This window comes from Pseudomonas sp. PDM24, assembly GCF_019218905.1.
GTDB lineage: Bacteria > Pseudomonadota > Gammaproteobacteria > Pseudomonadales > Pseudomonadaceae > Aquipseudomonas.
Genome location: NZ_JAHUWR010000009.1, coordinates 243,267 through 267,265, shown reverse-complemented (window position 1 = coordinate 267,265; position 23,999 = coordinate 243,267). Strand labels below are relative to the sequence as shown.

The 23,999-nt window shown below is 57.9% G+C and carries 25 protein-coding genes; 14 read left to right on the top strand and 11 right to left on the bottom strand.

Annotated features, from left to right (window positions below):
• Positions 1–151: 151 nt before the first annotated feature.
• The 4 genes from groL to KW837_RS26025 all read right to left on the bottom strand — a co-directional run bounded on the left by groL (position 152) and on the right by KW837_RS26025 (position 3,659).
• The gene (gene groL, locus KW837_RS26040; protein WP_074874047.1) at positions 152–1,795 is read right to left on the bottom strand and encodes a chaperonin GroEL; all 1,644 of its coding nucleotides are present in this window, start codon (positions 1,793–1,795) and stop codon (positions 152–154) included.
• A 49-nt stretch (positions 1,796–1,844) separates the two neighbouring features.
• Positions 1,845–2,138: a co-chaperone GroES gene (locus KW837_RS26035; protein WP_007898444.1), complete on the bottom strand. Its 294-nt coding sequence runs from the start codon at positions 2,136–2,138 to the stop codon at positions 1,845–1,847.
• Positions 2,139–2,384: 246 nt separating this feature from the next.
• Positions 2,385–2,861 (bottom strand): FxsA family protein, encoded by a 477-nt coding sequence (locus tag KW837_RS26030; protein ID WP_123500746.1) that lies wholly within the window; start codon positions 2,859–2,861, stop codon positions 2,385–2,387.
• 66 nt (positions 2,862–2,927) lie between these two features.
• On the bottom strand, positions 2,928–3,659 hold the full coding sequence (locus tag KW837_RS26025) for a HugZ family protein (RefSeq protein ID WP_218399023.1): 732 nt from the start codon (positions 3,657–3,659) through the stop codon (positions 2,928–2,930).
• A gap of 169 nt (positions 3,660–3,828) precedes the next feature.
• On the opposite strand from KW837_RS26025, the gene KW837_RS26020 reads away from it, so the two are divergent.
• The gene (locus tag KW837_RS26020; protein ID WP_218399022.1) at positions 3,829–4,587 is read left to right on the top strand and encodes an SDR family oxidoreductase; all 759 of its coding nucleotides are present in this window, start codon (positions 3,829–3,831) and stop codon (positions 4,585–4,587) included.
• Between the two features lie 130 nt (positions 4,588–4,717).
• Here the strand turns inward: KW837_RS26020 and apbC are convergent, their stop codons facing one another.
• Positions 4,718–5,812 carry an iron-sulfur cluster carrier protein ApbC gene (gene apbC, locus KW837_RS26015; RefSeq protein WP_218399021.1) on the bottom strand — a complete coding sequence of 365 codons (1,095 nt, stop codon included), beginning with the start codon at positions 5,810–5,812 and terminating at the stop codon, positions 4,718–4,720.
• A 331-nt stretch (positions 5,813–6,143) separates the two neighbouring features.
• Here apbC and metG point away from each other — a divergent pair, with 331 nt between their 5' ends.
• The 8 genes from metG to KW837_RS25975 all read left to right on the top strand — a co-directional run bounded on the left by metG (position 6,144) and on the right by KW837_RS25975 (position 13,020).
• Positions 6,144–8,195 carry a methionine--tRNA ligase gene (metG, locus tag KW837_RS26010; RefSeq protein ID WP_218399020.1) on the top strand — a complete coding sequence of 684 codons (2,052 nt, stop codon included), beginning with the start codon at positions 6,144–6,146 and terminating at the stop codon, positions 8,193–8,195.
• A 129-nt stretch (positions 8,196–8,324) separates the two neighbouring features.
• Positions 8,325–8,894: an Rnf-Nqr domain containing protein gene (locus KW837_RS26005; RefSeq protein WP_218399019.1), complete on the top strand. Its 570-nt coding sequence runs from the start codon at positions 8,325–8,327 to the stop codon at positions 8,892–8,894.
• Positions 8,891–9,898, top strand: coding sequence for an electron transport complex subunit RsxB (gene rsxB, locus KW837_RS26000; protein ID WP_123500759.1), 1,008 nt, complete (start codon positions 8,891–8,893; stop codon positions 9,896–9,898). Before KW837_RS26005 ends, rsxB begins: the two co-directional genes overlap by 4 nt.
• Positions 9,885–10,877 (top strand): RnfABCDGE type electron transport complex subunit D, encoded by a 993-nt coding sequence (locus tag KW837_RS25995; protein ID WP_218399018.1) that lies wholly within the window; start codon positions 9,885–9,887, stop codon positions 10,875–10,877. The genes rsxB and KW837_RS25995 overlap by 14 nt, the downstream gene beginning before the upstream one ends.
• Positions 10,874–11,485 (top strand): RnfABCDGE type electron transport complex subunit G, encoded by a 612-nt coding sequence (locus KW837_RS25990; RefSeq protein WP_218399017.1) that lies wholly within the window; start codon positions 10,874–10,876, stop codon positions 11,483–11,485. Before KW837_RS25995 ends, KW837_RS25990 begins: the two co-directional genes overlap by 4 nt.
• Complete coding sequence (locus tag KW837_RS25985) at positions 11,478–12,068, top strand: Rnf-Nqr domain containing protein (RefSeq protein ID WP_218399016.1); 591 nt, start codon at positions 11,478–11,480, stop codon at positions 12,066–12,068. The genes KW837_RS25990 and KW837_RS25985 overlap by 8 nt, the downstream gene beginning before the upstream one ends.
• 25 nt (positions 12,069–12,093) lie before the next feature.
• A complete protein-coding gene (gene nth / locus KW837_RS25980) occupies positions 12,094–12,732 on the top strand; it encodes an endonuclease III (protein WP_007938911.1) in 639 nt (212 codons plus the stop codon).
• Positions 12,733–12,840: 108 nt separating this feature from the next.
• Complete coding sequence (locus KW837_RS25975; RefSeq protein ID WP_007898493.1) at positions 12,841–13,020, top strand: PA3496 family putative envelope integrity protein; 180 nt, start codon at positions 12,841–12,843, stop codon at positions 13,018–13,020.
• Between the two features lie 86 nt (positions 13,021–13,106).
• On the opposite strand, the gene KW837_RS25970 is transcribed toward KW837_RS25975, so the two are convergent.
• On the bottom strand, positions 13,107–13,733 hold the full coding sequence (locus KW837_RS25970; protein ID WP_008069501.1) for a response regulator transcription factor: 627 nt from the start codon (positions 13,731–13,733) through the stop codon (positions 13,107–13,109).
• 547 nt (positions 13,734–14,280) lie between these two features.
• Here KW837_RS25970 and KW837_RS25965 point away from each other — a divergent pair.
• Positions 14,281–14,862, top strand: a complete 582-nt coding sequence (locus tag KW837_RS25965; RefSeq protein WP_123500690.1) for a hypothetical protein — start codon at positions 14,281–14,283, stop codon at positions 14,860–14,862.
• 174 nt (positions 14,863–15,036) lie between these two features.
• On the opposite strand, the gene KW837_RS25960 is transcribed toward KW837_RS25965, so the two are convergent.
• Together KW837_RS25960 and KW837_RS25955 are read right to left on the bottom strand one after the other, a co-directional pair.
• Entirely contained in the window at positions 15,037–16,254 is a 1,218-nt protein-coding gene (locus KW837_RS25960) for an argininosuccinate synthase (RefSeq protein WP_123500688.1), read from the bottom strand.
• Positions 16,255–16,383: 129 nt separating this feature from the next.
• Positions 16,384–17,292 carry an OmpA family protein gene (locus tag KW837_RS25955; RefSeq protein ID WP_123500686.1) on the bottom strand — a complete coding sequence of 303 codons (909 nt, stop codon included), beginning with the start codon at positions 17,290–17,292 and terminating at the stop codon, positions 16,384–16,386.
• A gap of 157 nt (positions 17,293–17,449) precedes the next feature.
• Between KW837_RS25955 and pyrC the strand changes: the two genes are divergently transcribed.
• Together pyrC and rnt are read left to right on the top strand one after the other, a co-directional pair.
• Positions 17,450–18,496: a dihydroorotase gene (pyrC, locus tag KW837_RS25950; RefSeq protein WP_192345602.1), complete on the top strand. Its 1,047-nt coding sequence runs from the start codon at positions 17,450–17,452 to the stop codon at positions 18,494–18,496.
• Complete coding sequence (rnt, locus tag KW837_RS25945; protein ID WP_008069497.1) at positions 18,493–19,170, top strand: ribonuclease T; 678 nt, start codon at positions 18,493–18,495, stop codon at positions 19,168–19,170. The genes pyrC and rnt overlap by 4 nt, the downstream gene beginning before the upstream one ends.
• Positions 19,171–19,289: 119 nt before the next feature.
• On the opposite strand, the gene KW837_RS25940 is transcribed toward rnt, so the two are convergent.
• Positions 19,290–19,892, bottom strand: coding sequence for a peroxiredoxin (locus KW837_RS25940; protein ID WP_007898510.1), 603 nt, complete (start codon positions 19,890–19,892; stop codon positions 19,290–19,292).
• Positions 19,893–20,217: 325 nt separating this feature from the next.
• Between KW837_RS25940 and KW837_RS25935 the strand changes: the two genes are divergently transcribed.
• A complete protein-coding gene (locus KW837_RS25935) occupies positions 20,218–20,436 on the top strand; it encodes a bacterioferritin-associated ferredoxin (protein ID WP_123500682.1) in 219 nt (72 codons plus the stop codon).
• Positions 20,437–20,635: 199 nt separating this feature from the next.
• Positions 20,636–21,109 (top strand): bacterioferritin, encoded by a 474-nt coding sequence (bfr, locus tag KW837_RS25930; RefSeq protein ID WP_123500680.1) that lies wholly within the window; start codon positions 20,636–20,638, stop codon positions 21,107–21,109.
• A gap of 240 nt (positions 21,110–21,349) precedes the next feature.
• Here the strand turns inward: bfr and grxD are convergent, their stop codons facing one another.
• Both grxD and KW837_RS25920 read right to left on the bottom strand, forming a co-directional pair.
• A complete protein-coding gene (gene grxD / locus KW837_RS25925) occupies positions 21,350–21,691 on the bottom strand; it encodes a Grx4 family monothiol glutaredoxin (RefSeq protein ID WP_007898513.1) in 342 nt (113 codons plus the stop codon).
• A 97-nt stretch (positions 21,692–21,788) separates the two neighbouring features.
• Positions 21,789–23,897, bottom strand: a complete 2,109-nt coding sequence (locus KW837_RS25920; protein ID WP_218399015.1) for a molybdopterin oxidoreductase family protein — start codon at positions 23,895–23,897, stop codon at positions 21,789–21,791.
• Positions 23,898–23,999 lie beyond the last annotated feature (102 nt).

Genomic DNA, 23,999 nt, shown 5'->3' with positions numbered 1-23,999 from the left:
GTGTGTCAGTCAGTATTGATGGTGACTGACACACCGCCTTCGCGAGCAAGCCCGCTCCCACAATGGACCGAGGTGACCCTCGAAATCAGGGCAATAAAAAACCCCGCCGGCTTAACGCAGGCGGGGTTTTCATGTACGGGGTAAGGCTGGCTTACATCATGCCGCCCATGCCGCCCATACCGCCCATGTCTGGCATGCCGCCGCCAGCTGGTGCGTCGTCCTTGATCTCAGCGATCATGGCTTCGGTGGTGATCATCAGGCTGGCAATCGACGAAGCCGCTTGCAGAGCCGAACGAGTCACTTTAGCCGGGTCCAGGATACCCATTTCGATCATGTCGCCGTATTCGCCGGTAGCAGCGTTGTAACCGTAGTTACCCGAACCCTGCTTGACCTTGTCGACAACTACGCTTGGCTCGTCGCCGGAGTTGGCAACGATCTGGCGCAGTGGCGCTTCAACAGCGCGACGCAGCAACTGGATGCCAACGTTCTGGTCATCGTTGTCGCCTTTGAGCTCGGAGATAGCCTGCAGAGCGCGAACCAGTGCCACGCCGCCGCCAGGTACCACGCCTTCTTCAACGGCTGCACGGGTAGCGTGCAGGGCGTCTTCAACGCGGGCTTTCTTCTCTTTCATTTCAACTTCGGAACCAGCGCCAACCTTGATCACTGCAACGCCGCCGGACAGTTTGGCCAGACGCTCTTGCAGTTTTTCACGGTCGTAGTCGGACGAAGTATCAGCCACTTGCTGACGGATCTGCAGAACGCGAGCCTGGATGTCAGCCTCAACGCCGGCACCGTCGATCACGGTGGTGTTTTCTTTGGACAGGATCACGCGCTTGGCATTACCCAGGTGTTCCAGGGTAGTGCTTTCCAGGCTCAGACCGATCTCTTCGGAGATAACGGTACCGCCAGTCAGGACAGCGATGTCCTGCAGCATGGCCTTGCGACGGTCGCCGAAGCCTGGAGCCTTGACGGCTGCGACTTTAACGATGCCACGCATGTTGTTCACAACCAGAGTCGCCAGGGCTTCGCCTTCAACGTCTTCGGCAACGATCAGCAGTGGACGGCCGGCTTTGGCAACGGCTTCCAGTACTGGCAGCATTTCGCGGATGTTGGAGATCTTTTTGTCGACCAGCAGGATCAGCGGACCGTCCAGCTCGGCGGTCATGGTCTCTGGCTTGTTGACGAAGTACGGGGACAGGTAGCCACGGTCGAACTGCATGCCTTCAACAACCGACAGTTCGTTTTCCAGGCCCGAGCCTTCTTCAACGGTGATCACGCCTTCTTTACCGACTTTTTCCATGGCTTCGGCAATGATGTCGCCGATGGAGCTGTCGGAGTTGGCCGAAATGGTGCCGACCTGAGCGATGGCCTTGGTGTCAGCGCAAGGCTTGGACAGGGCTTTGAGCTCTTTGACGATGGCGATGGTCGCTTTGTCGATACCGCGCTTCAGGTCCATCGGGTTCATGCCGGCAGCGACGGCTTTCAGGCCTTCGTTGACGATCGACTGAGCCAGAACGGTAGCGGTGGTGGTGCCGTCGCCTGCGTCATCGTTGGCACGGGAGGCAACGTCTTTGACCAGCTGCGCGCCCATGTTTTCGAAGCGATCTTTCAGCTCGATTTCTTTGGCAACGGAAACGCCGTCCTTGGTGATGGTCGGAGCGCCGAAGCTCTTCTCGATGATCACGTTACGGCCTTTAGGGCCCAGGGTCGCTTTTACTGCGTCAGCCAGGACGTTGACACCGGCGAGCATTTTCTTGCGGGCGGAATCGCCGAATTTAACTTCTTTAGCAGCCATGATCGATATTCCTTAAATACTTTGTAGTAGCGGGAAAATGAGCGGGGAATCAGCCTTCGATTACTGCGAGGATTTCGCTCTCGCCAATTACCAGCAGGTCTTCGCCGTCAACTTTCACAGTGTTGCTGCCGGAGTAAGGGCCGAACACAACCTTGTCACCCACTTTCACGGCCAGCGCACGCACTTCACCGTTGTCCAGTGCTTTGCCTGGGCCTACAGCGAGGACTTCACCCTGGTTTGGCTTTTCAGCAGCCGAACCTGGCAGGACGATACCGCCAGCGGTTTTCTTTTCTTCTTCGCTGCGACGGACGACGACGCGGTCATGCAGAGGACGAAGCTTCATTGTCGATCTCTCCTAATTGTGGTTTTCATCGGCCGGTGTAGTCCCGGCGGGTTTAACAAATCCGGCGGCGCCGGGTGCGGTTCGTCAAGCGAACCGCGGAAGTCTGTCTGGCGCAATTGCCAGAAACCTTGCGGTGACCGTTACATAAGGGCGTACAAGCTTATTTCAAGGGCGGGGAGCGAAAATTTTTATCTCAATGCCCTGAAAATGAACACGGCACCCGAAGGTGCCGTGTCGATGGAAGTGTTACTTGGAATCGCGGTGTTCGAACTCGCCTTCGATCACATTGGGCTCACGGCCCAGTGGCTGCTGCGGAGCAGGACCGCCCCGTGGCTGAAGGTCATCGGCGAACGCACGCTGACGCATCGCTTGTTCCTCGGCGCGCAGACGCATTTTGTTGGCCAGCAGTCGACGAGAGATCGGCAGCAACATGATCAGGCCCAGCACATCGGTGACGAAGCCCGGCAGGATCAACAGACCGCCAGCCAGGGCCAGCATCAGGCCTTCGAGCATGGTCTGGGCCGGCAGCTCGCCGCGGTTCAGGCTTTCACGGGCGCGCAGCGCAGTAGCCAGACCGGCGATGCGCAGCACGAACACGCCGAGCATCGAGCCGAGAATGACCAGCAGCAGGGCCGGGAAAAACCCGATCGCCCCGCTGACCTTGACGAATACGAACAGCTCCAACACCGGGAACAGTACAAAGAGCAACAAAAAAGGGCGCATCAAATGGTTCCTCAACGCAAGAATGCCTTGCCAGTTTTCCTTAGATGACGTCGCCGTTTCGTGAATTCAAGCGTCGGCCACTTCATTTTTCGGCCAATGCTCGGCGTGAGCCAGGAAAACCAAGGCCTCCCGGACTTGTGTCGGCGTATTACAAGGCGTTTGAAACGGCAGCCAGTAGAGCCCCTGACCGATGCGCAAGTGCATGCCTTCGGTGTCGATGCCGGCCAATTGCGCCGGTGCAGTTTTCGGTAGCCCCGCCAGCTCGACGTAGTGGGCGATGGCTTTGGCGTGATCGGCATTCATGTGCTCGACCATGCTCACTTCGGCTTTGCCGGCGAACGGGTTGGCCAGGGTCAACTGATCGATCCAGTGGATCGCACCGAAGCCACCGATGTAGCGGTGACGTACCTCGTTGAGCACCCAGAAATCGAAATCATGGACCTTGTGATAGTTCTGCGAATCGGGGAAATAGCGGTAGTAACGCTCGGCGGCCGCCTCGATGGCAGCGGGGTCTTGCAGCTTTTCTGCCTCGGCGAGGTAAGTCAGGCGACCAACGGCTTGTACGTCTTCGGCTTCACGCTCACCCACCAGCAGCGAACATTTCGGATCTTTCTGCAGGTTGTGAGTGTGCTGAGCGATGCGGCTTATAAGGATCAGCGGTCGGCCCTGCTCATCCAGGCAGTAGGGAACCACGGAGCCAAACGGGAAACCGGGCATCGCTTTGGAGTGCGTCGAGAGCACTCCACGGTATTCCTTGAGAAGCAATTCTCGGGCATGCTTAGCCACTACAACGCTCAATTTATGACTCCTTATATAGAATCCGTCAAAAAAACGGACAGGCGCCTGGGTAAAGTTCCAGCACGCCATAGGGGCAGTTCTCATGTGCAGCCAGGCCATATCAGGCTCAGATCGAGAGGCTCTCTAGAATAGAAGGAAAACCACTCCGAACTGCTATGGGGCTATGCGAATGCAACTCACTGACAAAGTAATCATTATCACCGGCGGTTGCCAGGGTTTAGGCCGCTCCATGGCCGAGTATCTCGCAGGCAAAGGCGCGAAGCTGGCGCTGGTGGACCTGAATCAGGAAAAACTCGACGCCGTCGTCGCGGCTTGCAAAGCCAAGGGTGTCGAGGCCCGTGCCTACCTGTGCAACGTCGCCGATGAAGAGCAAGTGACCCATATGGTCGCCCAGGTGGCAGACGATTTCGGCGCGATCCATGGCCTGATCAACAATGCCGGCATTCTGCGCGACGGCCTGCTGCTGAAGGTCAAGGACGGCGAAATGACCAAGATGAGCCTGGCCCAATGGCAGGCGGTGATCGACGTCAATCTGACCGGTGTGTTCCTGTGCACCCGTGAAGTCGCGGCAAAAATGATCGAGCTGCAAAACAGCGGCGCGATCATCAATATCTCGTCGATTTCGCGCGCCGGCAACGTTGGCCAGACCAACTACTCCGCCGCGAAGGCCGGTGTCGCTGCGGCGACCGTGACCTGGGCCAAGGAACTGGCGCGCTACGGCATTCGCGTGGCGGGCATTGCGCCGGGTTTCATCGAAACCGAGATGACCCTGAGCATGAAACCGGAAGCGCTGGAGAAAATGACGTCCGGGATTCCGCTCAAGCGCATGGGTAAACCTGAAGAGATTGCCCAGTCGGCCGCCTACATTTTCGAGAACGACTACTACACCGGTCGGATTCTGGAATTGGATGGCGGGTTGCGGATCTAGCTTCAACACAAAACAAATGTGGGAGCGGGCTTGCTCGCGAAAGCGGTGGTTCAGTCAACTTATCCGTTGAATGTTATACCGTCTTCGCGAGCAAGCCCGCTCCCACAATGGATCGCATTGCTTCAGCGAATCAATCGTCGCTGATGGTGATGTTCGGCATCGCCGGCGTTACCGCTTCCTGCAACACAATCCGCGCGCCGACATGGCGGGCCAGTTCCTGGTAAACCATCGCAATCTGACTGTCCGGCTCGGCGATCACCGTTGGCTTGCCGCCATCGGCCTGTTCGCGGATCAGCATCGACAGTGGCAACGAAGCCAACAGTTCGACACCGTACTGGTTGGCCAGCTTCACACCGCCCCCCTCACCGAACAGATGCTCGGCATGCCCGCAGTTGGAGCAGATGTGCACGGCCATGTTTTCCACCACGCCCAGCACCGGGATGTTGACCTTGCGGAACATCTCCACGCCCTTGCGCGCGTCCAGCAATGCCAGATCCTGTGGGGTGGTCACGATTACCGCACCGGCTACCGGGACTTTCTGCGCCAGAGTCAGCTGGATATCGCCGGTGCCTGGCGGCATGTCGATGACCAGGTAATCCAGATCGCCCCAGGCCGTTTGCGTGACCAGTTGCAACAAGGCGCCGGAAACCATCGGCCCGCGCCAGACCATCGGCGTGTTGTCGTCGGTCAGGAACGCCATGGACATCACTTCGACGCCATGGGATTCAATCGGAATGAACCACTTCTGATCCTTGACCTTTGGTCGGGTACCTTCAGGGATGCCGAACATGATGCCTTGACTTGGGCCGTAGATATCCGCGTCGAGAATCCCGACTTTGGCGCCTTCGCGAGCCAGCGCGAGGGCCAGGTTGGCAGCCGTGGTGGACTTGCCCACGCCACCCTTGCCGGACGCCACAGCCACGACGTTCTTGACGTTGGCCAACCCCGGAATCTGCGCCTGAGCCTTGTGCGCGGCGATCACACTGGTGATCTCGACGCGCGCGGTGACGACGCCGTCCAGGCCTTCGATGGCCAGTTGCAGCAACTGCGCCCAGCCGCTTTTGAACAAACCGGCGGCATAGCCCAGCTCCAGCTGGACGCTGACGCGATCACCCTGGATGTCGATGCCGCGCACGCATCCGGCGCTGACCGGGTCCTGGTTCAGGTAAGGGTCGGTGTATTGGCGAAGGACGGCTTCCACCGCTGCGCGATTGACGGCGCTCATGGGCAACTCCGATAGCAAGACTGGAAAATCAGACGGGTATCCTAACCGTTCTGTCGCCCGGACGGCATGCTTTCAGGATGTGACAAATAACCGATGGTTGAATGCGACCTGTAGCAGCTGGCGAAGCCTGCGTTCGGCTGCGCAGCAGTCGTGAATCCGGGAAACCCGGACTACCTGAAACACCGAGGTGCCTGGTTTTACGACTGCTGCGCAGCCGAACGCAGGCTACGCCAGCTGCTACAAAGGTCCGTGGAGGCTGGCCTTGGGGGTGAAAAATATGCGCCAGCGCTTTATAGTGGCCGACCTCCGTTTCATCAAGTAGCCGAGCCCCATGTCCGAGCCACGCAAGATCCTCGTCACCAGCGCCCTGCCCTATGCCAATGGTTCGATCCACCTCGGCCATATGCTGGAATACATCCAGACCGATATGTGGGTGCGCTTCCAGAAGCATCGCGGTAACCAATGCATTTATGTCTGCGCCGACGACGCCCACGGTTCGGCCATCATGCTGCGCGCGGAAAAGGAAGGCATCACCCCGGAACAACTGATCGCCAACGTCCAGGCTGAACACAGCGCCGACTTTGCCGAGTTCCTGGTGGACTTCGACAACTTCCACTCCACTCACGCCGAAGAAAACCGTGAGCTGTCGAGCCAGATCTACCTGAAGCTGCGCGACGCCGGGCACATCGCCACGCGCTCGATCACGCAGTACTTCGACCCGGAAAAGAAAATGTTCCTGGCCGACCGCTTCATCAAGGGCACCTGCCCGAAATGCGGCACCGAAGACCAGTACGGCGACAACTGCGAAAAATGCGGTGCGACCTACGCGCCGACCGATCTGAAGGATCCGAAATCGGCCATCTCCGGCGCCACGCCGGTGCTCAAGGATTCCCAGCACTTCTTCTTCAAGCTGCCGGACTTCCAGGAAATGCTGCAAACCTGGACCCGCAGCGGCACGTTGCAAGAGGCCGTGGCCAACAAGATCGCCGAATGGCTGGATGCCGGCCTGCAACAGTGGGACATTTCCCGCGATGCGCCGTACTTCGGTTTTGAAATCCCCGACGAGCCGGGCAAGTACTTCTATGTGTGGCTGGACGCGCCGATCGGCTACATGGCCAGCTTCAAGAACCTGTGCAACCGTACGCCGGAACTGGATTTCGACGCGTTCTGGGGCAAGGATTCCACCGCCGAGCTGTACCATTTCATCGGCAAAGACATCGTCAACTTCCACGCCCTGTTCTGGCCAGCCATGCTTGAAGGCGCCGGTTTCCGCAAACCGACCGGCATCAACGTACACGGCTACCTGACCGTCAACGGCCAGAAGATGTCCAAGTCCCGCGGCACGTTCGTCAAGGCGCGGACTTACCTGGATCACCTGTCGCCGGAATACCTGCGCTACTACTACGCCGCCAAGCTTGGCCGTGGCGTCGACGACCTGGACCTGAACCTCGAAGACTTCGTGCAGAAGGTCAACTCCGACCTGGTCGGCAAAGTCGTCAACATCGCCAGCCGTTGCGCCGGTTTCATCCATAAAGGTAATGCTGGTGTACTGGTAGCCGGCAACGCCGCGCCGGAACTGACCGACGCTTTCCTGGCCGCAGCGCCAAGCATTGCCGATGCCTACGAGGCTCGCGACTTCGCCCGTGCCATGCGTGAAATCATGGGCCTGGCCGACCGCGCCAACGCCTGGATCGCCGACAAGGCGCCCTGGTCGCTGAACAAACAGGAAGGCAAGCAGGATGAAGTCCAGGCCATTTGCGCCCTGGGCATCAACCTGTTCCGCCAACTGGTGATTTTCCTCAAACCGGTACTGCCGCTGCTGGCCGCCGATGCCGAGGCGTTCCTGAACGTCGCCCCGCTGACCTGGAACGATCACGCCACCTTGCTCAGCAACCATCAGCTGAACGAGTTCAAACCGTTGATGACCCGCATCGACCCGGTAAAAGTACAAGCCATGACCGACGCCTCGAAAGAAGACCTGACCGCCAGCGCAACCGACACCGGCGACGCTGCGCCCGCCGGCAACGGTGAACTGGCCAAGGATCCGCTGTCGCCGGAGATCGAGTTCGACACCTTTGCCGCTGTAGACCTGCGCGTTGCGCTGATCGTCAAGGCCGAAGCCGTGGAAGGTGCCGACAAGCTGCTGCGCTTGACCCTGGACATCGGTGACGAGCAACGCAACGTGTTCTCCGGGATCAAGAGCGCTTACCCGGACCCGTCCAAGCTCAATGGTCGCCTGACCATGATGATTGCCAACCTCAAGCCCCGCAAAATGAAATTCGGGATCTCCGAAGGCATGGTGATGGCGGCAGGCCCTGGCGGTGAAGAAATCTACCTGCTGAGCCCCGACAGCGGCGCCAAGCCGGGTCAGCGTATCAAGTAAAGTTCTGCGGTAAACCGATCCCACAGTCGTGCCCGGCGCGACTGTGGGATTTTCATGTCTGGCCCACCCTCCTTCCTTGCCGGATAATGCCTAACCTTGTTAGACAGGCCTTCTTTTGCCGGCACGATCATGACCGAACTGCTTTTAACGCTTATCAGCGCTGCCCTGATCAACAACCTCGTGTTGCACTGGCCGCTGGGCGTCGATCCTGTGCTGGGCAGCGAGCGGCCGCAGGTCCATGCGCTGGGCATCGCGACGACGTGTCTGATGCTGATCGTCGGCGCACTTGGCTATGCGCTCTACCACTGGCTATTAGTGCCATTGGGGCTGACGTCGCTGCGTCTGTTCGTGTTCCTGCCGTTGAGCGTTCTGCTGATCGCCCCCCTGCTGAAGCTGCTTTCACGGTTATTGGTGAAGTTTTCATTTGATGGCCTCTGGCCCCTGCTGCTGGGGAATGCCGGGGTGCTTGGGCTGACGTTGCTCAACGCTCAAGACGACAAGGGAATTTTCCACGCCATAGCCCTGAGTCTTGGCGCAGGACTGGGTTTCTGGCTGGTGCTGAGTCTGTTCAGCGACTTGCGCCAGCGCACACTCGACAACGATATCCCCCTGCCCTTTCGCGGCCTGCCGATCGAACTGATTGGCGCCGGATTGATCGCAGTGATTTTTCTCGGATTCAGCGGGCTGATCAAAACATGAGTCTGATTCAACGCATCGACGCCCTCTTGCCGCAGACCCAATGCGGCAAGTGTGGTCACCCCGGATGTAAACCCTATGCCGAAGGTATCGCCAGCGGCGAGCCGATCAACAAGTGTCCACCAGGTGGCAGCGAAACCATCGCGGCCCTGGCCGACCTGCTGAAAGTGCCAGTGCTGGAACTGGACGTCAGTCGCGGCTCGGCACCGGCGCAGATCGCTTACATCCGTGAAGCCGAATGCATCGGCTGCACCAAGTGCATTCAGGCCTGCCCGGTCGATGCCATTGTCGGCGCGGCGAAATTCATGCACACGGTCATCGTCGACGAATGCACCGGTTGCGACCTCTGCGTGGCGCCGTGCCCGGTGGATTGCATCGAGATGCATCCGTTACCGCTGGCCACGGTGCTGCCGATTGTCGGCGGGCTGGCGTTCAGCCTGGAGGAACAACAGGCCCGGGCCGCCAAGCGCAATCACGCGCGACGCCGTTTCGAACAGCGCAATGCCCGCTTGCATCGCGAAGAGGAACAGAAGCTCGCCGAACGCCAGGCCCGCGCCCAACGCGCCGTGCAGCACAGCGAAGTGACGCTCGACCCGGTTCAGGCCGCACTCGAGCGCGTTCGCGCACAGAAAGCCGACAATGCCGATGCGGCACTGAAAAAGGCCAAGGTCGATCTGGCGATGAGTCGGGCGCAACTGAACAAATCGCTCAAGGCCTTCGGGCATCCGCCGACCTTCGAACAGCAATCGCAACTGATCGTGCTGCAACAGCAGTTCGAAGCCGCCGAACAGGCGCTGGCGCAACTGGAGAGCAGCGCACCGCCGGTTTCTGCGCCACCTGCTCCAGCGAAAGATGCCGAGCTGAAACGGGCAAAGATCCAGTTGGCCATGCGCCGCGCCGAACTCAAGAAAGCTCAAACAAGCGAGGCACCGCCCGAACAGATCGAAGCGTTGCAACGTGCGCTCAGCGAAGCCGAGCGTCAGGTGGATGCCTATGCCGCCCCTTGAATCGGTGGACGAACGCCTTCAGCAAGCCATGAAGCTGGTATTGCTGGCCACCGTGCCGGGGATGCTGATGTTGTTCTGGCTGTACGGTTGGGGGGTGTTGATCAACCTGATTCTGGCGGCTGCCACCGCCCTGGCCGTTGAGGCGGCGGTGTTGCAGCTGCGCAAGCAACCGGTAAAACCGACGTTGAGCGACGGCAGTGCGCTGGTCAGTGCGACGCTGTTGGCGCTGGCCTTGCCGCCTTATTGTCCGTGGTGGCTGACAGTCAGCGCTGCGGCGTTCGGACTGTTTTTCGGCAAGCACTTGTATGGCGGCGTCGGCAAGAATCCGTTCAATCCGGCGATGCTCGGTTTCGCGCTGGTCCTGGTGATGTTTCCCCAGCCAATGACCCATTGGCCGGCGTCCCATGGCATGGATTTGTTCGGTGGGCTGCAACAGGTGTTCGGTTTCAGCTTCGGCCAGGCACCCGATGCGTGGGCCCAGGCTACGGCGCTGGACAGTCTGCGAATCAACAAAAGCCTGACCATGGACGAACTGTTCGCCGGCAATCCGGCGTTCGGCCGTTTTGGTGGCCGAGGCGTGGAATGGGTCAACCTGGCGTTTCTGGCGGGCGGTGCGTTTCTGCTGCAGCGACGGGTGTTCAGCTGGCATGCCCCGGTCGGCATGCTCGCCAGCCTGTTCGTCATCAGCCTGTTGTGTTGGAACGGTACGGGCTCCGACTCTCATGGCTCGCCACTGTTTCATCTGCTCACCGGCGCGAGCATGCTGGGTGCCTTCTTCATCGTGACGGAACCGATATCCGGCGCAAAAAGCCCCATGGCCCGATTACTGTTCGGCGCCGGCGTGGGATTGCTGACTTATCTGATTCGGACGTGGGGCGGGTATCCGGACGGCGTGGCCTTTGCGGTTCTGCTGATGAACCTCTGTGTACCGGCGCTGGAGCGGTTTGCCGCGTCCAGACAGGAGCAGGTTGCCCCATGAACCGAGCGACGAGCGTTGTGATCCTGGTAGTGCTGGCAGGCCTGGGGATGGGCGCGACTTACCTCGTGCAGCACACCAGTGCCGCGCGCATTGCCGCCGAACAACGCCTGATCGACAGCCGCCGGTTACTGGATCTGCTACCGCCCGACAGCTACGACAATCAGCCACTGGAACACCCCCTCGGTCTCGAAAACACTCGCCTGGCCAACAGCACACTGCTGGGTGGCTATCTGGCTTCCAAGGCCGGCCAACCGAGCGCCGTGTTGCTGCGCAGCCAGACTCTGGGCTACGCCGGCTCCATCGAATTGCTGATCGCCATCGACCGCCAAGGCCAGTTAGTGGGGGTCAAAACCCTCAAGCAATCGGAAACCCCGGGGCTGGGCGGCAAGCTCGCCGACTGGCCCAATGCCTGGCTTGAGGTGTTTACCGGCAAGTCTCTAACCGACCCCGATGACAATGGCTGGGCCTTGAAAAAGGACCAAGGGCAATTCGATCAGATTGCGGGCGCGACCATCACCTCAAGAGCGGTGATCAATGCCACCCATGACGCGTTGCGCTACTTCGACGAACATCGGCAACCGCTGATCGGGAGCAGCGCCCATGAATAAGTCATCGACCCTGCAGAACTCGCTGATGCTTACGCCGTTGATCGGCGTTACGGATTCATTGGTAACGGCCCTGGGCCTGTGGCTGATGTTTGCTCTGGTATTTAGTGCTTACGGTGTGAGCATGGGCGTCTTGCGCTCGCGACTGATGCCGGCCACACATTTGCTTGCCTGCCTCCTGCTGGCCGCCACGCTGACCAGTTGCGCGGAACTCGCCATGCAAGCCTGGTCGCTCCCATGGCACCAGCAGCTGGGTTTCTACACAGGGTTGATCGCCTTGCAATGCGTCGTGCTGGAACACAACGGCTTTTTCCAGAGCCCACCGCGTGGGCGACTGCGTCTGTGTGGCTTGTTCGGCGCATTGATGGTGAGCTTGGGTCTGCTGCGCGAGCTCATCGGCAACGGAACACTCGGTAGCCATCTTTCCTGGATGGCCGGTGCCACGCAACCGGACTGGCAAGGCTGGACTCTGATCGTCGACGGTGGCCTGCATCTGGCCACACTGGCCCCTGGCGGGTTTATTCTGCTGGGACTATTGATCGCCGCACATCAAGCCTGGACCCGCCGCCCGGCGGCATCACATTGACCGCCTTCGAGGAAACGCATCGCCCATGAATGCCGCAAAACGTCTTGAAATTTTCCGCAGGTTTCACGAAGACAACCCTGAACCGAAGACCGAACTGGCCTACTCCTCACCGTTCGAATTGTTGATCGCCGTGATTCTCTCGGCGCAATCGACCGATGTCGGCGTGAACAAAGCCACCGCCAAACTGTTCCCGGTGGCCAATACGCCAGCGGCGATCCATGCCTTGGGCGTCGAAGGGCTGTCGGAGTACATCAAGACCATCGGCCTGTTCAACAGCAAAGCGAAAAATGTGATCGAAACCTGTCGCTTACTGGTGGAGCGCCATGGAGGTGAAGTACCGCAGACCCGCGAGGCACTGGAGGCTTTGCCGGGCGTCGGTCGCAAGACCGCCAACGTGGTGCTCAATACCGCCTTTCGTCAGCTGACCATGGCCGTGGACACTCACATTTTCCGGGTCAGTAACCGTACCGGCATTGCTCCGGGCAAGAACGTGGTCGAGGTGGAGCAAAAACTGATGAAGTTCGTGCCGAAGGAATATCTGCTCGACGCCCATCACTGGCTGATTCTCCATGGGCGCTACGTTTGCCTGGCCCGCAAGCCGCGGTGCGGCAGCTGCCGGATCGAGGATTTATGCGAATACAAGCAAAAGACCTCGGACGATTGAGGCTCTATTAGTTTTTTTGATTGATCGATTGAAAAAATCTTTTTTACCCGCCGGGAAATTGTCGATATAAGGAGCGCCAAAGGGCAGCCTTAGCCTGGAGTTAACCTTATGAGCACTGGCAAAGAGCAATTGGACGTAGAAGACGACTTCACCCCCGTTGAGGCCGATGACGCAGAGCCGGTCGTGGAAGTGGCAAAGACCAACCTGAGCAAACGCCGCACCATCGACAACCTGCTGGAGGAGCGCCGACTGCAGAAGCAATTGGCCGATTACGATTTTGACTTATGACACTTAAAAGCCTCCCGAAACGGAGGCTTTTTACTAAGTGCCGCCCCCTGACAAACACCTGTTCATCGCGCCAAATGCCGGCAGCTTCATACCAGGCCGTTGCGCTGGGCCAATTCAATCAGGTCGACCAGAGAGCGAGCATTGAGCTTTAACAGAAGACGAGTCTTATAAGTACTAACGGTTTTATTGCTGAGGAACATTCCGTCGGCGATCTCCTTGTTTGTCTTTCCTCGGGCCAATTGTTGCAGGACCATCATCTCTCGCCCGGACAAACGATCCACCATATCAGCTTCACTGGCATTCCCAAGACTGGAACGCACGGTATGCAGAGCCTGATTAGGAAAATAGCTGTAGCCTGACAGCACGGCTTTTATTGCACTGAGCAACTCAGTGAGATCCTGCTGTTTGCAAACATACCCGGCGGCACCCGATTGCATGCAACGCATGGAAAAATGCCCTGGCGCCTGGGATGTCAATATCAGTACTTTAAGAGGCATCGCCGTTGATGTCAGGCGCGCGATAACTTCCAACCCATCCAGTTTCGGTATTCCAATATCCAGTATGACAATATCCGGCATAAGATCACGGGCAAGTTGTAATGCGTCCACACCATTATCTGTTTCTGCAATGACTTCGTAGCCATGACGTTCCATTAGCATACGTACCGCGAGACGAATGACGGGGTGATCATCCACGATCAGCACTTTATTCATGGGCAAGTCCAATTTTCGCTGTTCGAATTTTTAGAGCCCGCACCATAGCCTAGTCGTTTCACCCATGGCACGCCGTCACCCTCGGCCACTCGCAGCGAGAGACATAGCCTACAAACAACACGGATTATTCCTACAAAAAATCATTGCCATACGAAGAAACAGAGATTTTACTGACCGACTATTGTTCAGTGCTACGACAGTTTTTTGTATCGACTTACAACCAAAAAACGACAAAAAAACAGAGTCAATGCATTAATCTACGACGCGCCGACTATTGAGCTACCCTTAATAGTAACGGGTATTTTCCAGTACCTTCTTGCGCAATCTGGCTCAACAATCGAAAAAGCTCACACACCGTAACACTTGACCAATAACAGAGCACCATCAAAACAATTAAACAGCCATACCCGAACCTGCAACAATACAGCTACTATAACAACCTCATCACTCCAATAAAAACAGCTCAATACAACAACAGAACAACTTGATATTAGTTATTACAACCACAAACCAATAGAGAAAAGACAATATTTAATGAGCATACAACATGATAAAACTCAAAAAAAGAATCACCAACCCCATGACAATTATTGCCATATTTGCAGCACTGTCTGAAACATCGGCCGCCGTCTCCCTCCCCTTTCTCGACAATGAGGAGAGGGAACTCTATGTGTGGTTCCTGATCAGTTTTCCCTTTTACTTGCTTTTTCTTTTCTTCGTTACTCTCAACTTCAACTATCGATCGCTTTACGCGCCCTCCGATTTTATGAAGGGAAAGCATTTCATAAAAGCCATGGAGAACGTTCATCATCCGAGTAACAGCCCATCCAGCGTCGCGCCCGAAAGCTGGACCCGGCACCATGTAAACCTGCCTGACTCCCTAAAGGATCTGCACATCGTTGATGCACGGTGGATACACAAAAAAATGGCGTTCAGCGCCCTGATGGAGAGCATTCAGTACCCTGCGGACAATCCCGCACAAGTGATCGTATTTCTCACGTGTACCGATTCGGATAAATTGCTGAAGGCAAACACGCTCAAACATTGGAAACACATAAAGAAACGCAATAGCGCAACGTTCTGTATTTCTTACAATTTGAGCTCACAGGGTGTGACGATTATGGGCTAGGTATTGAACTGTCGCACATCAGAAAGGCAGCCCTTGAAGCAGATCAAGGACAGGAAGCAGAAGGAACGGTCAGCGGAACAAGAAGAAAGCGAAACGCTATATGCAGCAGCCCCTCTTTCAAATTTGTGGCCTTGTCATCGACAAGGCCACAAATTGATTACCGACTCAAAGGTCTCAGAAAAGCTTGCGGCCCTTGTTCGCCGCGATACGCATACGCAGGGCGTTGAGCTTGATGAAGCCCGCCGCATCCGCCTGGTTGTAGGCGCCGCCATCTTCCTCGAAGGTCGCGATGTTGGCGTCGAACAACGACTCGTCGGACTTGCGGCCGGTGACGATCACATTGCCCTTGTACAGTTTCAGGCGCACTACGCCGTTCACGTGGGCCTGGGAAGCATCGATCATCTGTTGCAGCATCAGACGCTCGGGGCTCCACCAGTAACCGGTGTAGATCAGGCTGGCGTATTTAGGCATCAGCTCGTCTTTGAGGTGAGCCACTTCACGGTCCAGGGTGATCGATTCGATCGCGCGGTGAGCGCGCAGCATGATGGTGCCGCCCGGGGTCTCGTAGCAGCCGCGGGACTTCATGCCGACGTAGCGGTTTTCGACGATGTCCAGACGGCCGATACCATGTTCGCCACCGATACGGTTCAAGGTCGCCAGCACGGTGGCCGGGGTCATTTCGACGCCGTCCAGTGCGACGATGTCGCCGTTACGGTAGGTCAGTTCCAGGTACTGCGGTTTGTCAGGAGCCTTCTCCGGGGAGACGGTCCAGCGCCACATATCTTCTTCGTGCTCGGTCCAGGTGTCTTCCAGCACGCCGCCTTCATAGGAGATGTGCAGCAGGTTGGCATCCATCGAGTACGGGGATTTCTTCTTGCCGTGGCGCTCGATCGGGATGTTGTGCTTTTCAGCATAATCCATCAGCTTTTCACGGGAGAGCAGGTCCCATTCGCGCCACGGAGCGATCACTTTCACACCTGGCTTCAAAGCGTAGGCGCCCAGTTCGAAACGAACCTGGTCGTTGCCCTTGCCGGTCGCGCCGTGGGAAATGGCGTCAGCGCCGGTTTCGTTGGCGATTTCGATCAAGCGCTTGGCGATCAACGGACGAGCGATGGAAGTACCCAGCAGGTACTCGCCTTCATAAACGGTGTTGGCGCGGAACATCGGGAACACGAAATCGCGCACGAATTCTTCACGCAAATCGTCGATGTAGATTTCTTTTACGCCCATGGCCTGTGCCTTGGCGCGGGCCGGTTCGACCTCTTCGCCCTGACCCAGGTCAGCGGTGAAGGTCACTACTTCACAGTTATAAGTATCCTGCAGCCACTTGAGGATCACCGAAGTGTCCAGGCCGCCGGAATACGCCAGAACGACCTTGTTTACGTCCGCCATGCCATCACTCCACGGGGTTCTACGGAAAGCCGTCAAGTCTACCGCTCATGCAGAATAATTTACAGAGGCGCGACAGCTTATGACGACGAAGCGACAGATTATGTCGAGCGAGCGACGGTTGCAGCGGGTTCAGGAGGTCTTCGCGCTGCCCGCGGAAGCAGTGGCTGGAGGCGCCGGTTGCTCGGTCGGCGCTACCCGTTCAAGGCGTACGGCGACCCGGCGGTTTTTCGCCCGATTGGCGGCAGTGTTGTTCGGTGCCAGAGGATAGCGCTCACCGTGAAAACGCAGGGTGATCTGCGATTCCTGGATACCATTGGCCTTGAAGAAATCCATCACGGCCAGCGCCCTGCGTCGCGACAGTTCGCGGTTGGTCAGGCGATTGCCGCTGTTGTCGGAATGGCCATCGAGTTCGATGTGGTTGACCGTCGGATCGGCTTTCATGAATTCCAGCATGACCTGCAAATGGGCCTTGGCTTGGGCGTCTAGATCAATGCCCTCCCCCGGAAAGCCGACTTCGGATTGCTTCACCTGTTCAAAATTCTGCGGCAGCAACTTGGCCACGCAACCCTGGTAGTCACTGTAGGCCTTGCTGAATTTGACCGGCAGCAGGCGGACTTCAGATACCCGCCCCTCGCCCGAGGAGTGTCGAACCACTGGGCTGCGACCGTCCAGTAACCCGCTGATCAAGCGCCCGGCCTGAACTTGCGAGCTGTTGAACAGCACGTTGCCACTGCCGATTCGTACCGACCCCAGGTTGATGTCGCCACGCCCCGGCTGCCATGGCGCAGCGGCCGCCAGCAAGGTCGCGGAACCGCCACCGATCATCGAGTTGTAGGCCTTCAAGCGAAATGTCGCCTGTTCGCCGGCACGACGCACGAACTCTCCCGAGCCGAAATCGGTGATGGGTTGAGTCAGGCGGCATTCGAACTTGTCACCTTCGACCGTCCACTCGATGCTCTCCAGACGGGTCTGGAAAGTGAGCGCCATCGCAGGAAGGCTGGCAAACACACTGAGCAAGGCTAAATAACGCTGGCGCACGGGAGGCTCCACTGGCTTGTGCAACAAAAAGACCGACACACATATTTACGGCATACCTGTTGGATATCGGAAGCTTGCCGCAAAACTTGATAGCGAGTGCCTGCAAGAGTCTTTTCCGGTAGCATTCCCCTGAGTTTGACCCGCCTGGAATCCCCTCATGTCCGACCGCCTGACCCTGCTGCGTCCCGACGACTGGCATATTCATCTTCGCGATGGTGCTGTGTTGCCCAATACCGTCGCGGATGTCGCGCGCACCTTTGGTCGCGCCATCATCATGCCCAACCTGGTACCGCCGGTGCGCAACGCGGCTGAAGCCAATGGCTATCGCCAGCGGATTCTCGCCGCGCGTCCGGCCGGCAGCCGTTTCGAACCGCTGATGGTTCTGTACCTGACCGACCGCACCCAGCCCGAAGAAATTCGTGAGGCCAAGGCCAGCGGTTTCGTTCACGCCGCCAAGTTGTACCCGGCCGGCGCGACCACCAACTCGGACTCTGGCGTCACCAGCATCGACAAGATTTTCCCTGCACTCGAGGCCATGGCCGACGTCGGGATGCCCTTGTTGGTTCACGGTGAAGTCACCCGTGGCGATGTCGACGTTTTCGATCGCGAAAAAATCTTCATCGACGAGCACATGCGTCGAGTGGTCGAGCGTTTCCCGACCCTCAAAGTGGTGTTCGAACACATCACCACCGCTGACGCCGTGCAGTTCGTCAACGAGGCTTCGGCCAACGTCGGCGCTACCATCACCGCGCATCACCTGCTGTACAACCGCAACCACATGCTGGTGGGCGGGATTCGGCCGCACTTCTATTGCCTGCCGATCCTCAAGCGCAATACTCACCAGGAAGCCCTGCTCGACGCCGCCACCAGTGGCAGCGACAAGTTCTTCCTCGGCACCGACTCGGCGCCCCATGCCCAGCACGCCAAAGAAGCGGCTTGCGGCTGTGCCGGTTGCTACACCGCTTATGCCGCAATCGAGATGTATGCCGAAGCCTTTGAACAGCGCAACGCGCTGGACAAGCTTGAAGCCTTCGCCAGCCTCAACGGCCCGCGCTTCTACGGCCTGCCGGCGAATACCGATCGCATCACCCTGGTCCGCGATGAGTGGACCGCCCCAACCAGCCTGCCGTTTGGCGAGCTGACTGTAATCCCGCTGCGCGCCGGTGAAAAACTGCGCTGGCGCCTGCTGGAGGAACACGCGTGAGTGAAGACCATTTCGACGACGAACAGGACGGTCAAGGCAACGGAGGTGGTCCTCGTCATCCAATGGCTGCCAGATTCCGTGGTTACCTGCCGGTTGTCGTCGACGTAGAAACCGGTGGCTTCAATTCGGCCACCGATGCCCTGCTGGAAATTGCGGCGACCACCATCGCCATGGACGAAAAAGGCTTTGTGTATCCCGATCACACCTACTTCTTCCGCGTCGAGCCATTTGAAGGCGCGAACATCGAAGCGGCCGCTCTGGAGTTCACCGGGATCAAGCTCGATCACCCGTTGCGCATGGCCGTGAGTGAAGAAGCAGCCCTGACTGATATTTTCCGCGGCATCCGCAAGGCCCTGAAAGCCAACGGCTGCAAACGGGCGATTCTGGTCGGGCACAACAGCAGCTTCGATCTGGGCTTCCTCAACGCCGCTGTCGCACGCCTGGACATGAAACGTAACCCGTTTCATCCATTTTCCAGCTTCGATACCGCGACCCTCGCAGGTCTGGCCTACGGTCAAACCGTATTGGCCAAGGCCTGTCAGGCAGCCGATATAGATTTCGACGGTCGCGAGGCTCATTCGGCTCGCTACGACACCGAGAAGACTGCCGAGCTGTTCTGCGGCATCGTCAATCGCTGGAAACAAATGGGCGGCTGGGAAGACTACAACGACTGATCTGTTACTAATCGATGGCGAGGGAGCTTGCTCCCTCGCCATCGATGAACAGCATGGGTTTATCCCGCCCATAAAAAAACCGGCCTTATCAGCCGGTTTTTTTATGCCTCGAACGTGCCTTACAGCGCAGCAGCGTTCTCGGTCAGGTAAGCCGCAACACCTTCGGTGGAAGCGGTCATGCCTTTGTCGCCTTTTTTCCAGTTGGCAGGGCAAACTTCGCCGTGCTCTTCGTGGAATTGCAGAGCGTCGACCAGACGGATCAGCTCTTCGATGTTACGGCCCAGCGGCAGGTCGTTGATGATCTGCGAGCGGACAACGCCTTTGTCGTCGATCAGGAACGCGCCACGGAAAGCCACGCCGCCTTCGGACTCAACGTCGTAGGCCTTGGCGATTTCGTGCTTCAGGTCGGCCGCCATGGTGTAGCGAACTTCGCCGATGCCACCATTGTTGACCGGGGTGTTGCGCCAGGCGTTGTGGGTGAAGTGCGAGTCGATCGAAACGGCTACCACTTCCACGTTGCGTGCCTTGAAGTCAGACATGCGGTTGTCCAGAGCGATCAGCTCGGACGGGCAAACGAAGGTGAAGTCCAGTGGGTAGAAGAACACCAGGCCGTATTTGCCTTTGATGGCCGAGGACAGGGTGAAGCTGTCTACGATTTCGCCATTGCCGAGTACGGCCGGTACGGTGAAGTCAGGGGCTTGTTTGCCTACGAGTACGCTCATTGGATATCTCCTGGTGTAATAACGTTGAAGAACAGGGTTCATGCCAGCCTGCCACCCTCGGGCGACAGCCCTGTGACACAAACCTGCTTCGCAAAAGGCCGACCATCATACACCGCGTTTTTCACCTGTCCTTAGCGCCTTAATGGTTTTTTTCCTGGAAGGTAAAAAGACCGCTGCTATATTTTTCTCCTGACAACGTGAGAAGAAACCGTTCGTCAGTCACATGCCCTTATGACGAAAACCTTTCAGAAACCACTTTGACAATCATTCTCGTTAACATTAAGATCCATCGCAATTGAGTCACAACCAGCGACGGTTTTCACTTATGTATGTCTGCCTCTGCACTGGCGTCACCGACGGTCAAATCCGCGATGCAATCTATGAAGGTTGCTGCAGCTATCGGGAAGTACGTCAAGCCACCGGCGTTGCCAGCCAATGCGGTAAATGCGCCTGCCTTGCCAAGGAAGTGGTCCGTGAAACCCTGGGCAAACTGCAATCGGCCCAGGCGTCGATCCCCTACCCCGCAGAATTTACCGCCGCATAATGACCGTATTACAAAGAACCGGACTTGATGTCCGGTTTTTTTATGTCTGAAAATCAACCGCTTAGGCACTAGACGCGGAACACAAACATTCTTATTCCGATTAATTTTCATTTAAGTTTCAATAACTTAGGTTTGACACTCTTAATTACGCGGCTCAAACTCTGCCTTATAGACAGCTAATACAGGGCAGGACCCCATCATGAAAGGCGACATTACAGTCATCCAGCATCTCAACAAGATCCTTGCCAATGAGCTGGTCGCGATCAATCAATACTTTTTGCATGCGCGCATGTATGAAGATTGGGGTCTGAACAAGCTCGGCAAGCACGAGTACCACGAATCCATCGACGAGATGAAGCACGCCGACAAGCTGATCAAGCGCATCCTGTTCCTTGAAGGCCTGCCGAACGTCCAGGACCTGGGCAAGCTGAACATCGGCGAACACACCAAGGAAATGCTTGAGTGTGACTTGAAGATCGAACGCGACGGCCATGCCGATCTGAAAGTCGCTATCGCTCACTGCGAAACTGTTGGCGACTTCGGTAGCCGTGAACTGCTCGAAGACATTCTTGAATCCGAAGAAGAACATATCGACTGGCTGGAAACCCAACTGGGCCTGATCGATAAAGTCGGTCTTGAGAACTATCTGCAGTCGCAGATGGGCGAAGAGTAAATGCTACGCCGCTAATCGCGACGCAATAAAAAGCCCCGCTCTCTTTTATAGAGGCGGGGCTTTTTTATGTGTGCTGTCTCGTCCTGAAACGGGTGTAAACCTATTTCAGGACGAGACACGCCTTTGTAGGAGCGAGCGGGCGGCGATCCGACTTGCCCGCGAAGAACGATAACGCGGTGTTACTGATAAACCGCATCATCGTTCTTCGCGGGCAAGCCTCGCTCCTACACAGGTACCGAATCAGGCGTCGGTCTTGTTGGCCGCAGCAGCTTCAACAGCGGCTTTGATCGTCGCTTGCAACGAACCGTCAGCAGCCATTTCAGTCATGATGTCGCTACCGCCGACCAGTTCACCACCGACCCACAATTGCGGGAAGGTTGGCCAGTTGGCGTACTTTGGCAGGTTGGCGCGGATTTCCGGGTTCTGCAGGATGTCCACATAGGCAAACTTTTCGCCACAGGCCATTACAGCCTGAGCGGCTTTCGCGGAGAACCCACACTGTGGGGCATTCGGCGAGCCTTTCATGTAAAGCAGAATGGTGTTGTTGGCAATCTGCTCTTTAATCGTTTCGATGATATCCATGGAGCACCTCGGCTGAACTTTCCGACTCAGTGGTCGGCACGGTGGCGCATTGTAACGGAAACCCGAGCGCCATGCTCGGCCTCCCCGACAGTCATGTTCACGCTGCCGCCACGGTAACCGGCACGCCGTTCAACGCCGCATTACCCGACAACTCATCGAGCTGACATTCGTCAGTCAGGTCATTGGCGCTGGAGCCGGGTTGACCGCTGGCAATCGTCATCTGCACACCCGGTCGCGCATGACCCCAACCGTGAGGAAGGCTGACCACACCTTTCATCATATCCAGGCTGGCGACCACTTCAACCTCGATCACCCCGACCCGCGAACTGACGCGCACTCGTTGCCCATCGTGGAGCCCGCGGCTGGCCAGGTCATCCGGGTTCATCAGCAGTTGATGGCGCGGTTTGCCCTTCACCAGACGGTGATAGTTGTGCATCCATGAGTTGTTGCTGCGCACATGGCGGCGGCCGATCATCAGCAGCTCATCGGCAGCCGGTGCTTGTAGCGCCGCGAAGCGCGCCAGGTCGGCGAGAATCTCGACAGGCGCTGCCTGGACTCGCTGATTGGCCGTTTTCAGGCGTGGCGCCAGGTTGGGTTTGAGCGCCCCGAGGTCGATACCGTGAGGATGATCGAACAAGGTCGCCAGCGACAGTTTGTGTTCCGAAGCGTCGCCATACAGGCCCATCCGCAGCCCTCGGTCGATCATCTGCGCTGGCGCGATGGTCGGTTTCAGTTCCTTGCCGGTCCTGGTCGCAAAGGCTTTGGCCAGCCCCACGAAAATTTCCCAGTCATGCAGCGCACCTTCGGGCTTGGCCAGGATCGCCCGGTTGAAGCGGGTGACGTTGCGCACCGCGAACATGTTGAACGTGGTGTCGTAATGATCGTTTTCCAGCGCCGAAGTCGACGGCAGGATCAGGTCGGCATAACGCGTGGTTTCATTGATGTACAGGTCAATGCTGACCATGAATTCCAATCCGTCCAGTGCCTGCTCCAGTTGCCGGCCATTGGGCGTGGACAGCACCGGATTACCCGCCACGGTGATCAGCGCGCGGACCTGCCCTTCCCCTTCGGTGAGCATTTCTTCGGCCAACGCCGATACCGGCAGTTCTCCGGCGTATTCCGGACGCCCGGACACGCGGCTCTGCCAGCGGTTGAAATGCCCGCCCGAGGTCGATGCCACCAGATCCACCGCAGGCTCGGTGCACAACGCACCGCCCACGCGGTCAAGGTTGCCGGTGACCAGATTGATCAGCTGCACCAGCCAATGGCACAGGGTACCGAAAGCCTGGGTCGAAACCCCCATGCGCCCGTAGCAGACCGCTGTCGGCGCTGCCGCGAAGTCCCGTGCCAGTTGGCGGATCTGCTCGGCGGGCACCGCGCACAGCGGGCTCATGGCCTCGGCGGTGAACCCTGCGATCGCTTCACGCACCTCATCCAGGCCATCGACCGGCAAATGACTGTCGCAGGTCAGACTTTCAGCGAACAAGGTATTGAGCAGCCCGAACAACAGCGCCGCATCGCCGCCGGGGCGTACGAACAGATGCTGGTCAGCCATCGCCGCCGTCTCGCTGCGACGCGGATCGACCACCACCACTTTGCCGCTCCGGGCCTGAATCGCCTTAAGGCGCTTCTCGACATCCGGCACGGTCATGATGCCGCCGTTGGAGGCCAGTGGATTGCCGCCCAGGATCAGCATGAAATCGGTGTGATCGATGTCCGGGATCGGCAGCAGCAAGCCGTGGCCGTACATCAAATGACTGGTCAGGTGATGGGGCAACTGATCGACCGATGTCGCGGAAAACCGGTTGCGGGTTTTCAGCAGGCCGAGGAAATAATTGCTGTGGGTCATCAACCCGTAGTTATGCACGCTGGGGTTGCCCTGATAGACCGCCACCGCGTTCTGCCCGTGACGCTCCTGAATCGCCGCCAGGCGTTCGGCTACAAGACTGAAAGCGTCTTCCCACTCGATAGGCTGCCATTCGCTGCCTGTTCGCAGCATCGGCTGACGCAGGCGATCCGGATCATTTTGAATGTCTTGCAGGGCAACCGCTTTGGGGCAGATGTGCCCACGGCTGAAGGTGTCCTGCGGATCACCCTTGATCGAGGTGATCTGTACGCCGCTGCCTTCGACCTCAGAGGTTTCGATGGTCAGGCCGCAGATGGCTTCACACAGGTGGCACGCACGGTGATGGAGAGTCTTGGTCATGGCCAGTCTCTGTTTTGTTCTGGGCGGGCAATAGCGGCCGCGGGAACAAAACTATGGCGCGCGATCCGCCCCTTTGCCAGCGACGTTCGTCTTGTGAATCGG